The sequence below is a fragment of the Mycolicibacterium elephantis DSM 44368 genome (genome assembly GCF_004014805.1).
GTDB classification, from domain to species: Bacteria; Actinomycetota; Actinomycetes; order Mycobacteriales; family Mycobacteriaceae; genus Mycobacterium; species Mycobacterium elephantis.
In genome coordinates this window covers 18029-32956 of record NZ_ATDN01000025.1, presented here as the reverse complement: position 1 = coordinate 32956, position 14928 = coordinate 18029, and the positions used below count along the sequence as shown (strand labels likewise).

The following is a 14928-nucleotide window of genomic DNA, read 5'->3' as shown; positions in this document are numbered from 1 at the left end:
TCACGCGCCTGCCGCTTGTGCTTGGGCGAGATCCAGCCCGCGCCGACTGCAAACCGTCTGCACCAGGCGGCCTGTCAGGCCGGTGCGGTGGTGTCGAAGCACGGTGGCCAACACCCTGGATCCGTCGCGTATCGCATGCAGATTGGATTCGCCTGCACGCCTGGGGAGTTCCAGACTCGGCACCTCGGCAACCCGCAGGCCCGCCTGGATGGCGCGGACCGTCATCTCCGCCTCGATCTCGAACCCAGTCGCCGTGAGATCGAGGTGCTCGAGATAGCGGCGGTGGAAGGCGCAGAACCCATAGCAGAGGTCGGTGAGATCCGCGTCGTAAAGATGATTGAACACCGAGAGCAGGAATCGGTTTCCCAGCCGGCGAAACGCGGTGATATCCAGTGACCCACCGCCGCAGACGAACCGCGAGCCCTTGACGAAGTCGAAGCCGTTGGCGAGGAAGTGCAGGTAGTGCCGGATCTCCTGCGGCTCCATGCTGCCGTCGGCGTCCATCATCACGATGACGTCACCGCTTGCGGCCATGAAGCCGGTGCGCAGCGCGCTGCCTTTGCCGGTGCCCTGCTGTGGCACGATGCGGACGTCGGGACGGTAACTGCGGGCGGTGGTCAATGTCGCATCGGTGGAATTGCCGTCCACCAGGATGATCTCGTCGACCTCATCGGAGATCTTCTCGAGCACCCACGCGATGTTGCGGGCCTCGTTTCTGACCGGGATGACCAGGCTGACCGAGCCGGGCCACACTGACTTACCGACCCTTCGCCGGCGGCGCGGTGGCGGCTCGGGGTGGGAAGCCGCCACCGCTTCAACCGGGCTCGGGAGGGCCGAGGTGTCTGTGGTGCCGTTGCCGTTGGAAGCAAGTGTGTATGTCATCGCTGGTTGTCCTCGCGTCGAGTTGGTGTTGGGCTAATGCGCATCGATGACGAGGGCTGCGCCCCCGAACGCGCTGATGAAGTGCACGAGCACGTCGTCGTTGACCGTGATCCGGTTTCCGGCGATGGTGGCGCGCCATCCGGCTTGCTGCAGCGCGTCCCTCGCGGCGCCGATGGTGAGGGCGACGGCGACGATCTCGGCTACTTGCTCGGCCGTCGGCTCGATGCGCCGCGCATCGTTTCCTGGCGAAGAAGTCATCGAACCCCCCAGAACGTTCGTATGACCGGCGACCCAACCGTGTCAATGTTTGCTTGAGGACCGTGAGATTACCGGTCGATGACGGCGGCGCAAGTCTCCGGTGCCACGATTCATCCGAATGGATGACGGCGTTCTTGCACTTAAGCGTACTTTTGACGCATCCGGAGGATATGTCGTTCGTCCGTTTTCGTACAGCCGGGTACGCCGTTCGACGTACCCTCAAGTGATTTGCTAATTCTGCATATGGCCGCACGCTTTAGCGCAGCCGCCGGTCGACGAAATCACGAATGCCGTCAATAATGGCTAACTATGGACCGGCTGTGTCCGTGCGCGCGGTTGCTGGCGGCAGCTCCGGCGGGAAGGTGGAGCTTTAGGCGGGTGAGCGGCCAGCGAAGCCGGTTACCAGCGAGAGGGGCCGCCGGGATATGTCCACCCACACCTCTTCGTCGGCTGACCTTTGCCAACGCTGGCCGATCGTCAGGTCCGCGTAGGTGCATTCGGTGGCGTTGCCACCCACGATGTTGCTGAAAGCCAACTCCTAGAACGCATCTCGGTCGGGGAGGTATTGCCGGCGGTCCACAAGCGCCTGCCTACCTGCTACTTTCGGATTGGAAGACCGTCCCCGCAGGTTGGGGATGCCGATAATCGGACGACCAGGAGTGCATCACCTTGACGAAGATGAGCAAGTTCACGATCTCGGCAACCGCCACATTCGCTGCGGCCGGAGTCATCGGCGTTCTCGCCGCGCCGGTCGCAGGCGCGGACCCGGAAGCCGAAGCCACCACGCAGACACAGACTCAGCCACAGATCCAAGTTCAGACATTGACGCTGGGCGAACAGGGAAAGTTGGTTGACGGAAACGTCATTCAGGGCTGGACGGTCGACAACCTTCAGCCGAGCAGCGATGCGATTCCCTATGCCGTGCAGGGCACGCTGTGGGAAGCCACCGCCAACGATCAAGCGATCCAAGGCGCGGTGACCCCCATCGTCTCGAACCTCAACGCCCGCGCCGGCGACGGTCAGACGTACCAAGCCCTGTTCGGCGTCGCGACCCCGCAAGGTGTCAACCCGGCCACGCTGCCGCAAGGCGAACAGACCACGGGCAAGGTGTATTTCGACGTCACCGGCGCCGAGCCGAACAGCGTTGTCTACAACGCCGGCGGTCAGGACCTGATCGTCTGGGTCGCAGCGCCGGAGCCCGCATCCAGCAGCGCGGCTTCGACGTCGTATCCATCGCAGAGCCCCGCCCAGGCCGCGCCGGCGCCGGAGGGCACGTCCGCCGCACCCGCCGCGACGGGCACCGAGGTCCCCGAGGGCAGCCAGGGCACCCCGATGCCACCTGCCGAGGGTGCGCCGACCCAGGCGACCGCGGAGGGGACGCCGCAGCCCGCAGGTAGCCACGGAACTCCGGTGCCCGCCGATGACCAGGCGCCGACGCCGGCCACCTACACACCGGTCCCGACGCCCTGACCTAGCAGGCCAACGGCTGTCACGAGTGGGATGACCACCACGCGTACAGCTGCGGGAAGGTCGGCCCGTCCGGCCCGCTTTCGACGGCGCTGACCAAGAGCCGGTCCTCGTCGGTCCAGATCACGGTGGGCCGACCTTCCCGAAGGCCGCAGAACAGCGTGCCGCTGACCTTGTCCGGGGTGGCGTTGTGCTGCCACGGCCCCGGTGACTGGATGTTGCCGGGACAGATGACCTGGTTCGCGGCCTGCATCTCGGCGGTGAACGCGGCGTCGAGCGCTTCCCTGTCGCCGACCAATGTGTAGACGGCCGACAACGGGCCGTCCGGATCGATATTTCTAGCGCAGTTGACTTGCGCCAGAGTGCTTTCCGGTGCATCCACCGGTTCGCACGAGGCGGGAGGGTAGCCCGGGGGAAGCATCTGCATCAGCCGCGCTTCGTCGCCCGCACGCGACGTCGGAATCGGCGTTGCCGTCGCTGGCTGTGCCGGCGGTGATGTCGTCGAGGTCGGCGCCGGCGGCGCAGCGGTGGGCCGGGGTTCCGACGACGGCCGCGTCAGCCAGTACGCCAGCCCGCCCACCACGGCGACAGCGATGACGGCGGCCACCGCGATCAGCACCGACCTGGGCACCGAGCGTCGTTGCACCGGCCGTGGTGTCACGGTGAGCGGGGCGTCGAAGCGGCCCGGCGGCTGAGACGAATTCACGGGTCCGAGGGTAGTGGCACCGGCATGGCCCGTGGCCGTCTCAGCCCAGGATCAGACCAGATGTCGGCACACCGGTGCCCGCGGTGACGAGGACGTGCTCAACGTCCGGCACCGGGTTGACCGACGTTCCGCGCAGCTGCCGGACGGCCTCGGCGATGCCGTTCATGCCGTGGATGTAGGCCTCACCCAGCTGGCCACCGTGAGTGTTGATCGGCAGCCGCCCACCGATCTCGATCGCGCCGTCGGCGACGAAGTCCTTCGCGTCGCCCGTGTCGCAGAAGCCCAGCTCCTCCAACTGAATCAACGTGAACGGCGTGAAATGGTCGTAAAGAATCGCGGTCTGGATGTCCTCCGGTTTCAGACCAGACTGCTCCCACAACTGCCTACCGACGAGCCCCATCTCTGGCAGCCCCAACTCCGGCCGGTAGTAGCTCGTCATCGAGTACTGGTTGGGGCTGGAACCCTGCGAGGCCGCCTCGATGATCGCCGGCCGATGCTTGAGATCCTTGGCCCGCTCGGCGGACGTCACCACCAGCGCCACCCCGCCGTCGGTCTCCTGGCAGCAGTCCAACAGCCGCAGAGGTTCGGCGATCCACCGCGAATTCTGGTGATCCTCAATGGTGATCGGCTTCTCGTAGAAGTAAGCCTTCGGGTTCTTCGCCGCATGTTTGCGATCCGCGACCGAGATCATGCCGAAGTCCCTGCTGGTCGCCCCGGATTGGTGCATGTAGCGCCTGGCGATCATCGCGACCTGCGCGGCGGGCGTCGAAAGCCCGTGCGGATAGGAAAACGAGTTGTCGACGCCGGTCGAATCGGCGTTCTCCACCAACCGCATCTGCACCTGACCGAACCGGACACCGGAGCGTTCGTTGAAGGCGCGGTATGCCACAACACATTCCGCGACGCCGGTGGCCACCGCGATCGCGGCCTGCTGGATCGTCGCGCAGGCAGCACCGCCGCCGTGGTGGATCTTGGAGAAGAACTTCAGATCGCCGATGCCGATCGCGCGCGCGATGGCCACCTCGGTGTTGGAGTCCATCGTGAACGTGACCATGCCGTCGACATCGGCCGGCGTCAGACCGGCGTCGCCGAGCGCATCCAACACGGCCTCAGAAGCAAGCCGAAGCTCGCTGCGACCCGAGTTCTTGGAGAAGTCGGTGGCGCCGATACCGACGATCGCCGCCTTGCCGGACAGCTCGCCGGGCATCAGTTACCTCCGATCGTCAGTGTCGCGGTGGCGATCACATGGTCACCCAGGCTGTTGCTGCCGGTGATCTTCAACGTGATCAGCCCGTCCTCGATCGCGGTGACCTCACCCCTGAAGGTCACGGTGTCGTAGGCGTACCACGGCACCCCGAGGCGCAGACCGATCGATTTGATCATCGCGGTGGGGCCTGCCCAGTCGGTGATGTAGCGCTGCACCAGACCAGTGTCGGTGAGAATGTTGACGAAGATGTCCTTCGATCCCTTGGCCTGCGCCTTGTCACGGTCGTGGTGCACATCCTGATAGTCGCGCGTGGCGATCGCCGTCGACACGATGAACGTCGGGTCGCCGTACAACGCGAGTTCGGGCAGCTTGGTGCCCACAGAGATGGAAGGAGCGCTCATACTGCGCCCTCCGCAGCGGGCTCCCACGCGTAAAGCGTCCACGCCGGGCCGGAGTCACCTTCCGGAAAGTCGATATAGGTTGCCCGAACTGGCATTCCAATCTCCACGGTGGCTGGGTCGACATTGCGGAGCTGTCCGAGCATCCGCACACCTTCGTCGAGTTCGACCAGGGCGATCACGAACGGCAGCGTGCGGCCGGGAACCTTCGGGGCGTGGTGCACCACGAAGCTGAAAACGGTGCCCCTGCCGCTGGCGACCACATAGTCGGTGGGTTTCTCTTTGTCTTGCCAGAGCGCAGGCACCGGAGGATGCACCAGCGTGCCGTCCGGGCGCTTCTGGATGCGCAGTTCGTGCGCGTTGACGCCGTCCCAGAAGAACTTGGTGTCCCGCGACGACGCCGGCCGCATCATCGCGTCGGCATCCAGATCGTCCGGCACCTGGGTTGCCGTGGCCGCTGAATCGTCGGAGGCGGGCCTGAACTTCATGATGCGCCACATCATCTCGGCGACGGGCTCATCACCGACCTGCCAGGTGATCCGCTGCGTGATGAAGAAGCCCTCGCCCAGCGCGGTGTTCTTCGGACCGACGACGTCGGTCAGCTCCGCGGTGACGCTGACCTCCTCGCCGACTCGCAGATACCGGTGATAGGTCTGTTCACAGTTGGTCGCGACCACACCGATATAGCCTGCGTCGTCGAACAATTCGATGATCTTGCCGAGCGGGTCGTCGTCGGGACGCACGCCGCCGAGCCCCATCATGGTCCACACCTGGATCATCGCCGGAGGTGCGACCCTGCCCGGGTGACCGGCTGCCTTGGCGGCCGCGTCGTCGACGTAGATGGGGTTCTTGTCACCCATCGCGTCAAGCCAGTGGTCGATCATCGGCTGGTTGACCGGATGGCGGCCGAGCCGCGGCTTGCTCTTGCCTTCCGCCTTGACCCGCTCTGCCGCGGCCTTGATGTCCTCGACCGTACTCACCGCGGCACCCTCGGCACCTTCAGTCCCGCCGCCGCGATCATCTCCCTCATCACCTCGTTGACCCCTCCGCCGAACGTGATCACCAAGTTCCGTTTGGTCTGGCTGTCGAGCCATTTCAGCAGCTCCGCGGTGTCCGGATCGGCCGGATCTCCGTACCTGCCGACGATCCCCTCGGCAAGTCGGCCCGCGTACTGGATGCGTTCGGTGCCAAACACTTTGGTGGCCGCCGCATCAGCAACGTCGATGGTCTCACCGGATGCGGCGACCTGCCAGTTCAGCAGCTCGTTGATGCGCCACATGGCCTTGAGTTCTCCCAGCGAGCGCTTGACGTCGTCATGCTCGAGCGGGGCGACCCCGTTGCTTGCCGGCTTGGACGCCCACGCGTGCACATGGTCGTAGAGCGAGGCGAACCGGCCGGCGGGCCCCAGCATCACGCGTTCATTGTTGAGCTGGGTGGTGATGAGCTTCCAACCGCCGTTCTCCTCACCGACGAGCATGTCGGCCGGGACCCGGACATCGTTGTAGTAGGTGGCGTTGGTGTGGTGTGCACCGTCGGACAGGATCATCGGCGTCCAGGAGTAACCGGGATCCTTGGTGTCGACGATCAGGATCGAAATACCCTTGTGCTTCACCGCTTCTGGGTCCGTGCGGCAGGCCAGCCAGATGTAGTCCGCGTCGTGCCCGCCGGTGGTGAAGACCTTCTGCCCGTTGACGATGTACTCGTCGCCCTGCCGCACCGCGGTGGTACGCAGCGAAGCCAGGTCGGTGCCGGCCTCCGGCTCGGTGTAGCCGATCGCGAAATGCACCTCGCCGGCGAGGATGGCGGGAAGGAACTTCTTCTTCTGCGCCTCGGTCCCGTACTGCTGCAACGTGGGGCCGACGGTCTGCAGCGTGACGGCGGGCAACGGCACGTCGGCGCGCTGGGCCTCGTTGACGAAGATCGACTGCTCGATCGGCCCAAACCCCAGACCGCCGAACTCCTTTGGCCAGCCGACGCCGAGCTTGCCGTCCGAGCCCATCCGCTTGATGACCGCGCGGTACGCCTTGCCGTGGCGGTCCTTCTCCATCTCCTTGGCCTCTTCGGGGGAGATGAGGTTCGAGAAGTACTCCCGCAGCTCGGCCTGCAGCTTCTTCTGTTCGGGTGTCAGGTCGATGTACATTCCTAGCTCCCGTCGTCCCCTGGCCTCCGGCCGTGGCCCCATCCCTCGCCCAGTGCCGCTCCCACCAGATCTAGTCGGTGCGACGGGCCGCCCACCAGGCGCGTGAGATCTTTGATCGTGGAGTAGTAGCGGTCCATCGGGTAGGTGATGTCCATGCCCATGCCGCCGTGCAGGTGGTGACAGAGCTGCATCACCGGAGGTGCCTGTGAGGCGAGCCAGTACCCGAGAACATCGAGATCCTCGTCCGCGTCACGTCCTTCGGCCAGCCGCCACGCCACCGACGTCGCCACCAATGTCAAAGTGCGAGAGGCGATGTAGACCTCGGCCAGCTGTGCTGCCACCGTCTGAAACGTCGACAGCGGCTTGCCGAACTGCTCGCGGGTGGCGACGTAGTCCGCGGTCAGCCGCAGCGCACCGGCGACCAGACCGGAGGCGAACGCACCGATGGCGGCCAAGGCCAGCTGGTTGACAAGGTGGGGCTGCGCGGCGTCCAGCACCCCGTCCACCGGCGCATCGGTGAACGTGACGGTGTACTCATCGCCGCCGTTGGAGGACGGGGTCTTGGTCATCTGGACGCCGTCGGCGTTCGGCGAGACGACGGCGACGCCGGTGTCGGCGGTCACGATCATCCATTCCGCTTGTCCCGCATAGGGAACAGCGATCTTGGTGCCGCTCAGTCGGTGACCGTCCGCTGACTGCGACAGCACCGTTGTGGGCCGATCTGGCAGGGGCGCACCGGGTTCGTTGAGCGCGGCCGTCAGCACGGCCCCCTTGGCCACCCCGGCAAGGTAACGGTCCTGCTGCTCGTCGGTGGCCAACTCGCGCAGCGGCAGCAGCCCGAAGCCCAGCGTGGCCAGCGCGGGGCTGACCGTGCCGTGCCGGCCGATCTCGGTCAGCGCCGTGGCCACCTCGGGCAGTCCCACACCGTCGCCGCCGAGGCGGTCGGGCACCGCCAGCGCGGTCACTCCCCCGGCAACCAGGGCGTCCCAGCTGTTGTCCCGGCTGAGCACGGAGGTCACCACGTCGGCGACAGCCTGCTGCTCCGGGTTGGGCGTGAAATCCACCCATCCTCCTTATCCGAACGACGCGCCCCGCGCGGTTGACCCGGTTCCGTGCCGATCAGTGCTTCACGGGGCACTCACCGGTGTAGTCAACCTGCCAGTGCTTGATGCCGTTGAGCCATCCCGACTTCAGCCGCTCGGGGTCGCTGATCGGCTTGAGGTCGGGCATGTTGTCGGCAATGGCGTTGAAGATGAGGTTGATCGTCATCCGGGCCAGGTTCGCGCCGATGCAGTAGTGCGCACCCGTGCCGCCGAATCCGACATGCGGGTTGGGGTTTCGCATGATGTCGAACTTGTGCGGATTGTCGAAGACTTCCTCGTCGAAATTCGCTGAGCGGTAGGACATCACCACTCGCTCGCCCTTCTTGATCTGCACACCACCCAGCTCGACGTCTTCCAGTGCGGTGCGCTGGAAGGCCGAAACGGGGGTAGCCCAGCGCACGATCTCGTCGACGGCGGTCTCGGGACGTTCCTTCTTGTACAGCTCCCACTGGTCGGGGTTCTGCGAGAACGCGATCATGCCGTGGGTGATGGAGTTTCGGGTGGTTTCGTTGCCGGCCACCGAGAGCATGATGACGAAGAAACCGAACTCGTCGTCGGTGAGCTTCTCGCCCTCGATATCGGCCTCGATCAGCTTCGTGACGATGTCCTCGGTGGGGTTCTTCGCCCGCTCCTCGGCCATCTTCATCGCGTACTGGATCAACTCGACCGACGACACGGCCGGGTCGATGTGGGCGTACTCCGGGTCCTCCCCGGCGGTCATCTCGTTGGACCAGCGGAAAATCTTGTCGCGGTCGTCCTGGGGCACACCGAGCAGTTCGGCGATGGCCTGCAGCGGCAACTCGCAGGCCACCTGTTCGACGAAGTCACCGCGCTGCTGGGCAGCCGCGGTCTCGGCGATCTTCTGGGCCCGGGCCCGCAGTTCGTCCTCGAGCCGACCGACCGCGCGGGGCGTGAACCCGCGCGAGATGATCTTGCGCAGCCGGGTGTGCTGCGGCGCGTCCATGTTCAGCAGCACGTTGCGCTGCAGGTCGATGGCTTCGCGGGTCATGTCCTTCGGCCACACCGGGATGGCGCCGTCCGGCGAGCTGCCGAATACATCGCTGCGCCGCGACACCTCCTTCACGTCGGCGTGCTTGGTGACGATCCAGTACCCTTTGTCGCCGAATCCGCCGGTGCCACCTGGCACGTCGACCCAGTGGATGGGCTCGGACTTGCGCAGTTCAGCGAGTTCAGCGACGGGCAGACCCTTGAGGTTCAGCTCTGCGTCGAGGGGATCGAATCCCTTGGGCAGGTTCGGACAAGGCATCCTCGCGCTCCTTACTGCAACGTGTTCTAGTGCCAGTAAAACATGCCTTCTGCGCAGATAAAAGGCGGGTAGGCATCCTCGCTTGTCAGAGTAATGAAACGTGTTCTAGCCTGACGGAATGGGTACACCTGTCATCGTTGAAGCCACCCGCAGCCCCATCGGAAAGCGAAATGGTTGGCTGTCCGGTTTGCATGCCACGGAACTGCTCGGCGCCACTCAGAAGGCGCTCGTCGAGAAGGCACGGGCCGATTCTGGCTTTGAACCAGATCAAGTCGAGCAGGTCATCGGCGGCTGCGTCACCCAGTTCGGGGAGCAGTCCAACAACATCACCCGGGTGAGCTGGCTGGTAGCCGGGCTGCCCGAGCACGTCGGCGCGGCGACGGTGGACTGTCAGTGCGGCAGCAGCCAACAGGCCAACGGGCTGATCGCGGGCCTGATCGCCGCCGACGCCATCGACATCGGCATCGCCTGCGGGATCGAGGCGATGAGCCGGGTCGGGCTGGGCGCCAACGCCGGGCCTGACCGCAGCATTCTGCGCCCGGCGTCGTGGGACATCGACCTGCCCGATCAGTTCACCGCGGCCGAGCGGATCGCCAAACGCCGCGGCATCACCCGTGAGGACCTCGATGAGTTCGGCTTTTACTCGCAGGCCAAGGCCAAGCAGGCCTGGGCCGAGGGGCGGTTCGACCGCGAGATCAGTGGCATCGAGGCGCCGGTACTCGACGAACAGAAGCAGCCGACGAGTGAGCGGCACGTCGTCACCCGGGACCAGGGTCTGCGCGACACCACGCTGGAGGGCCTCGCCGGGCTCAAGCCGGTGATCGAGGGCGGCCTGCACACCGCGGGTACGTCGTCGCAGATCTCCGACGGCGCGGCCGCGGTGCTGTGGATGGACGAGAAGAAGGCGCGCGCTCTCGGGCTGAAACCCCGCGCGCGGATCGTCAGCCAGGCCCTGGTGGGCGCCGAGCCCTACTACCACCTCGACGGCCCGGTGCAGTCGACCGCCAAGGTGCTGGAGAAGGCCGGGATGAAGATGGGTGACATCGACATCACCGAGATCAACGAGGCGTTCGCGTCGGTCGTGTTGTCATGGGCCCGCGTGCACAACCCTGACATGGACAAGGTGAACGTCAACGGTGGGGCGATCGCGTTGGGTCACCCGGTGGGCAGCACCGGTAGCCGGCTGATCACCACCGCGCTGCACGAGCTCGAGCGCACCGACAAGAGCACGGCGCTGATCACCATGTGTGCGGGCGGCGCGCTGTCCACCGGCACGATCATCGAGCGAATCTAGGGACTCCCTTACCGGCGAGAAGACGCGAAAACCCCCAAAAGTCAGTAAAAATAGGGGTTTTCATGTCTGCTCGCGCCGGATGCGCGGGCGAATCCGCGCCCGGATGTGGTGGATCTGTCCGTCGGCGGCCGGGATCAGAAAGGTCTCGTCAACGTCGGCGACGACGCGACGGCCCGCCAGCCTCGCCTTGGTGACGACGGTGAACGTCGCGTGCACCTGGTCGCCGTCGACGCGGAACCGGCGATCGGTCGTCGCCTCGATGACGCGGTAATGCGGGCCACGGTTCAGGCTGCGGCGCAGATGATCTCCGGAGAAACCGGTCTTCAGACCCACCTCGATGCGGACGCAGCCCGGCGCGAACGGCACCTGGTCGGCCCGGTGGCTGGCGAGCGCGTCGATGTACGAGTCAGCCGCCCCGATACGGTCCGTGTCCGACACGATGTCCATTCACCGAGCATAGGATGACCGCCATGGCAAAATCCCGCCCCCGGTTCATGGACACCAAACCCGCCGACTTCTTCATCAAGTGGATGTCGAGGGTCAACACCTACATGTACCGCCGCAGCGATGGCGAGGGCTTCGGCAGCGACTTCCAAGGCATCCCGGTGGCGCTGCTGACGACGACCGGCCGCAAGACCGGCCAACCGCGGGTCACGCCGCTGTACTTTCACCGCGACGGCGACGTCGTCGTGGTCGCGGCGTCCAAGGGCGGCAGCGACAAGCACCCGATGTGGTACCTCAACCTGAAGCCGACCCCAAGGTCACGGTCCAGATCAAGAAGGAAGTGCTTGATCTGAGCGCACGCGACGCCACCGAGGAGGAGCGCGCGAAGTACTGGCCGAAGCCGGTCGAGATGTACCCCACCTACGAGGACTACCGGTCCTGGACCGACCGGGTCATCCCGCTGGTGGTTTGCGAACCCTAGGCCACGCTTGCGCTCAAGTACTTTGCGCGCGCACACATCTGGATCCACCAGCGCACCAGCGGCCGACCGGGTCATCCCACCGGTCGTTTGCGAGCCCGCGTGAGCGATTCCTGATTTCCGCGCTTACCGGCTGGCCAACCGACGTACTGTGAGCCGGACGATCGGGCTACCTACAGGGGTCGATATGCAAAGGTCTTCCACACGGCGGGTCCTCCACGTCGTTTTCACCGCGATCACTGCCGTGGTGCTGTTCTTCGTCTCGGGGCTACCGGCATGGGCCGCGGAGTCGATGACGTTGACGTTCGTGCGACACGGCCAATCGCAGGCCAACGCAGCCGACCGCATCGACACCTCGGTGCCGGGACCGGAACTCACCCAGCTCGGTGAGGAGCAGGCAGAGAAAGTGGCGATCATCCTGATCGACAGGGACTTCGACGGCATCTACGCGTCGAACATGGTGCGCACCCAACTGACCGCGATGCCGCTGGCCGGCCTGCTGAACCAAGATGTGCAAATCTTGCCTGGCCTGCGGGAGATCTCCGCGGGAATCTTCGAAGGCTCGTCAGAGTCCGGAGGCTTGGGCCGCCTCGGGTATGGCCTCGCGCCGGTGGCCTGGACGCTGGGGGCACGGTTCGTGCCGGTGCTGGGCGCTGCCGACGGAAACGCCTTCGACGCCAGGGTGGACCACGCGATCCAAGCGATCTACGACAACGGCGACCGCAACGCCGTGGCGTTCTCACACGGCGCGACGATCATGTTCTGGGTGATGATGAACGTCGACAACCCCGACCTCTCCCTGATGCTTTCGCATCCGCTTGGTAACACCGGGATCGTCGTCGTCACAGGAAATCCCGAAGACGGCTGGCTGCTCACGGAGTGGGACGGTGTCGCTGTCTCGGCCAACCCGCCCTTGTTGACCAAGCTTTTCGTCGATGTCCGCGACCTCGTCACAGCACCTCAGACAGCGCTGTACAACGTCGTGGAAGCCTTCACCAGCGGGGACATCAACGCGCTGGCGAACGCGGTCAGGGACGGTGTGATCGACGTCGTCAGAGCGGTGGTCGAGTTCGTACCCAACGTGGTTCGCGATATCGCCGATGAGTTCAGTCGCTTCTCCGCGCCGCCGGTGCACGAGCCGGTGACAATCAACGCGGCACGAAACGATACGTCGGCCGAACCGACCGATGCGACGGTCAAGCCCGACCCGACACCTGAGACAACCGCCGAGGCCGAGGAGTCGCGGGAGGCTGGCGCCACGCCGCTGCTCACCAAGATCAAGAAGCGCGCCGGGGCAACCGATTTGACGAACGGCAACAAGGTACGGCCGGGCGAGACCACCGAATTCACCGACGCCGACGCCGATGCCGGCGCCGACCTCGAGCCCGAGGCCGAGCCCGGTGACCTCAAGGGCCTGGTCACAGCGCTGACCGACCGCTTCAATCGCGCCGTGGCGCCCGATCCGAGCGAGACCGACTCGGAGGACACCCCCACCGACACCGACAGCACCGACAACGCCGACGCCGGATCAGAGCGCGCCGCCGCCTAGACGCAAGCGTTCTCAGGTTCCGTAGACGGGCACGGGCGGGCGGGCCTTGGCCAGCAGGTCCTTGACGACCGGCCCCAGCTCGGCGGGATCCCACCGGGCGCCCTTGTCGGCCTGTGGGCCGTGCGCCCAGCCCTCGGCCACCCGAACGATACCGCCCTCGACCTCGAACATCCGGCCGGTGACGTCCTTGGCCTCGGCGCTACCGAGCCAAACCACCAGCGGGGACACGTTTTCCGGCGCCATCGCGTCGAATTCCTTGTCCTGCGTAGCCATCATCTCGGCGAACACCTTCTCGGTCATCCGGGTGCGCGCCGACGGGGCGATCCCGTTGACGGTGACGCCGTAACGGCCCAACTCCGCGGCCGCCACCAACGTCAAGGCAGCGATGCCCGCCTTGGCGGCGCTGTAGTTGGCCTGGCCCACACTGCCCTGCAGCCCGGCACCGGAGCTGGTGTTGATGATGCGGGCGTCGACGGATTCGCCCGCCTTGGACTTGTCCCGCCAGTAGGCCGCCGCGTGCCGCATGGTCGCGAAGTGGCCCTTGAGGTGGACGGCGACGACGGCGTCGAATTCCTCTTCGCTGGTGTTGGCCAGCATCCGGTCACGCACGATTCCGGCGTTGTTGACCAGCACATCGAGGCCCCCGAAGGTGTCGACCGCCGCCTGGATCAGCCCCTCGGCCTGGGCCCAGTCCGCAACGTTGGCCCCGTTGGCCACGGCTTCGCCTCCGGCAGCGGTGATTTCGTCGACGACGCCTTGTGCGGCGCTGCCACCGCCAGCCGGCGAGCCGTCCAGACCGACACCGATGTCATTGACGACAACCCGCGCCCCTTCGGCGGCGTACGCCAGCGCATGGGCCCGCCCGATACCGCCACCTGCGCCCGTCACGATGACCACACGGCCGTCGAGCAGTCCCATATCCGTTGTCTCCTTTATTGTTTGATGTCAGCTGTCGTGGTGGCCAGATAGTGCGGCGGCTCACCGCCGCCGTGTACTTCCAGCGACGCCCCGCTGATGTAGGACGCGGCCTCGGACGCCAGGAACGCCGCGGCCCACCCGACGTCGGCCGGGGTGGCCAGCCTGCCCAGCGGTACGTTCTTGGAGATCGCGGCGATGGAATCGGCGTCGCCGTAGAACAATTCGGACTGTTCGGTCTCGACCATGCCGACGACCACGGAGTTGACCCGCACCTTCGGCGCCCATTCCACGGCCAACGTGCTGGTGATGCTCTCGATGCCCGCTTTGGCCGCGCCGTAGGCGACAGTGCCCGGTGTCGGCCTCCTACCGCTGACGCTCGCCACGTTGACGATCGAACCGCCCGTGTCCTGGGCTTGCATGACAGCGTTGGCATGTGTCGACACCGACAGCGGCCCAAGCAGATTCAGCTCCACGATCTTGCGGCTGAACTTCGCCGACGCCTCGGCGGCGGGCACGTACGGTGAGCCACCTGCGTTGTTGACCACCACATCGAGGCGGCCGTGACGATCGGCGATCGTCTTGATCAGGTCGGCCACCGAGTCGTCGTCACGCACGTCGCAGCTGTGGAACTCGTAGGGCAGGCCGTCGACCGGCCTGCGCGCACAGGTGACGACGGTGGCGCCCTGGGCGGCGAAGACCGCGCTGATCCCCGCGCCCACACCGCGGACGCCGCCGGTCACCAGGACAACCCGGTCATCGAGTGCGAGGTTTATCTCTGGGCGGTCGGTCACTGTGCTAGCGTACCAAGCAAGTGCTT

General features: G+C 65.8%; 15 protein-coding genes and 1 pseudogene. 4 read left to right on the top strand and 12 right to left on the bottom strand.

The window, feature by feature from the left end; all coding sequences use genetic code 11:
* Complete coding sequence (locus MELE44368_RS17720) at positions 1-882, bottom strand: glycosyltransferase family 2 protein (RefSeq protein ID WP_128109699.1); 882 nt, start codon at positions 880-882, stop codon at positions 1-3.
* A 33-nt stretch (positions 883-915) separates the two neighbouring features.
* Entirely contained in the window at positions 916-1140 is a 225-nt protein-coding gene (locus tag MELE44368_RS17715; protein WP_128109698.1) for a hypothetical protein, read from the bottom strand.
* Positions 1141-1818: 678 nt separating this feature from the next.
* Between MELE44368_RS17715 and MELE44368_RS17710 the strand changes: the two genes are divergently transcribed.
* A complete protein-coding gene (locus tag MELE44368_RS17710; protein WP_128109697.1) occupies positions 1819-2610 on the top strand; it encodes an MPT63 family protein in 792 nt (263 codons plus the stop codon).
* Between the two features lie 19 nt (positions 2611-2629).
* Here MELE44368_RS17710 and MELE44368_RS17705 read toward each other — a convergent pair whose 3' ends face one another.
* The 7 genes from MELE44368_RS17705 to MELE44368_RS17675 are packed head-to-tail and all read right to left on the bottom strand — an operon-like array spanning position 2630 to position 9428.
* Positions 2630-3313, bottom strand: a complete 684-nt coding sequence (locus MELE44368_RS17705) for a hypothetical protein (RefSeq protein WP_241566669.1) — start codon at positions 3311-3313, stop codon at positions 2630-2632.
* A gap of 40 nt (positions 3314-3353) precedes the next feature.
* A complete protein-coding gene (locus MELE44368_RS17700; protein WP_128109696.1) occupies positions 3354-4520 on the bottom strand; it encodes a 17-hydroxy-3-oxo-4-pregnene-20-carboxyl-CoA lyase in 1167 nt (388 codons plus the stop codon).
* On the bottom strand, positions 4520-4921 hold the full coding sequence (locus tag MELE44368_RS17695) for a MaoC family dehydratase (RefSeq protein WP_128109695.1): 402 nt from the start codon (positions 4919-4921) through the stop codon (positions 4520-4522). Before MELE44368_RS17695 ends, MELE44368_RS17700 begins: the two co-directional genes overlap by 1 nt.
* Positions 4918-5898 (bottom strand): bifunctional MaoC family dehydratase N-terminal/OB-fold nucleic acid binding domain-containing protein, encoded by a 981-nt coding sequence (locus tag MELE44368_RS17690; protein ID WP_206613797.1) that lies wholly within the window; start codon positions 5896-5898, stop codon positions 4918-4920. The genes MELE44368_RS17695 and MELE44368_RS17690 overlap by 4 nt, the downstream gene beginning before the upstream one ends.
* Positions 5895-7058: an acyl-CoA dehydrogenase FadE29 gene (gene fadE29 / locus MELE44368_RS17685; RefSeq protein ID WP_128109693.1), complete on the bottom strand. Its 1164-nt coding sequence runs from the start codon at positions 7056-7058 to the stop codon at positions 5895-5897. Before fadE29 ends, MELE44368_RS17690 begins: the two co-directional genes overlap by 4 nt.
* Positions 7059-7060: 2 nt before the next feature.
* On the bottom strand, positions 7061-8122 hold the full coding sequence (locus MELE44368_RS17680) for an acyl-CoA dehydrogenase family protein (protein WP_128109692.1): 1062 nt from the start codon (positions 8120-8122) through the stop codon (positions 7061-7063).
* A 55-nt stretch (positions 8123-8177) separates the two neighbouring features.
* Positions 8178-9428 (bottom strand): cytochrome P450, encoded by a 1251-nt coding sequence (locus tag MELE44368_RS17675; RefSeq protein WP_128109691.1) that lies wholly within the window; start codon positions 9426-9428, stop codon positions 8178-8180.
* A gap of 118 nt (positions 9429-9546) precedes the next feature.
* On the opposite strand from MELE44368_RS17675, the gene MELE44368_RS17670 reads away from it, so the two are divergent.
* Positions 9547-10722: a steroid 3-ketoacyl-CoA thiolase gene (locus MELE44368_RS17670; protein ID WP_128109690.1), complete on the top strand. Its 1176-nt coding sequence runs from the start codon at positions 9547-9549 to the stop codon at positions 10720-10722.
* Positions 10723-10782: 60 nt separating this feature from the next.
* Here MELE44368_RS17670 and MELE44368_RS17665 read toward each other — a convergent pair whose 3' ends face one another.
* Positions 10783-11169, bottom strand: a complete 387-nt coding sequence (locus tag MELE44368_RS17665) for a DUF8021 domain-containing protein (RefSeq protein WP_128109689.1) — start codon at positions 11167-11169, stop codon at positions 10783-10785.
* A gap of 14 nt (positions 11170-11183) precedes the next feature.
* Here MELE44368_RS17665 and MELE44368_RS17660 point away from each other — a divergent pair.
* Positions 11184-11647: pseudogene (locus tag MELE44368_RS17660) on the top strand (nitroreductase family deazaflavin-dependent oxidoreductase).
* Positions 11648-11831: 184 nt separating this feature from the next.
* The gene (locus MELE44368_RS17655) at positions 11832-13193 is read left to right on the top strand and encodes a histidine phosphatase family protein (protein ID WP_206613796.1); all 1362 of its coding nucleotides are present in this window, start codon (positions 11832-11834) and stop codon (positions 13191-13193) included.
* 12 nt (positions 13194-13205) lie between these two features.
* On the opposite strand, the gene MELE44368_RS17650 is transcribed toward MELE44368_RS17655, so the two are convergent.
* Both MELE44368_RS17650 and MELE44368_RS17645 read right to left on the bottom strand, forming a co-directional pair.
* Positions 13206-14111, bottom strand: a complete 906-nt coding sequence (locus MELE44368_RS17650) for an SDR family oxidoreductase (RefSeq protein ID WP_128109688.1) — start codon at positions 14109-14111, stop codon at positions 13206-13208.
* 14 nt (positions 14112-14125) lie between these two features.
* Entirely contained in the window at positions 14126-14902 is a 777-nt protein-coding gene (locus MELE44368_RS17645; RefSeq protein ID WP_128109687.1) for an SDR family oxidoreductase, read from the bottom strand.
* Between the last annotated feature and the right edge of the window lie 26 nt (positions 14903-14928).